Genomic DNA, 447 nt, shown 5'->3' with positions numbered 1-447 from the left:
GTGTATTACTTGGACTTAATCAATCAATGATGCAGCTTGCCATCGCAGCTGGTGCAGGTGTAGGCGGAATTGCGGTCAAACAAGGTTCCCTAGCTTCTGTTACCTGGGTTGGCGCAATTGGAGGGATGATTGCTATTATTGTAACCATTATGACATCACGCAGTAATTCCAAGAAGAAATTATCAAATACAGCTTAACGGCGATCATCACTACGGTTTAATGGACATTATCTTAAGAGCCTTTGCCAGAATGCTACATCCCTGAGGCTGTAAGCAATCAGACAATTAAAGCTCGTGGATTTATTCCACTAAAGAATAAGGAAATTCGTAAGAACCTTATGACAAATATGTTGAAAGGGATGAATTGCGCGGCATCCTGAAATATGTATCGTTGGATGAACTGCTGGAGGAAAGCGATGTGATTACCATCCACACCCCCTTGTTTGAT

General features: G+C 42.1%; 1 protein-coding gene. It reads left to right on the top strand.

The features are described from left to right. The coding region (locus ACLWS4_RS37475; protein ID WP_416876498.1) for a hypothetical protein at positions 1-197 on the top strand (197 nt) is incomplete at its 5' end. Positions 198-447: the final 250 nt, after the last annotated feature.

The organism is Kitasatospora sp. SC0581 (assembly GCF_048159585.1).
GTDB lineage: Bacteria > Actinomycetota > Actinomycetes > Streptomycetales > Streptomycetaceae > Kitasatospora.
The sequence above is the reverse complement of the archived record's forward strand: the minus strand, read 5'-3'. Positions and strand labels throughout refer to the sequence as shown.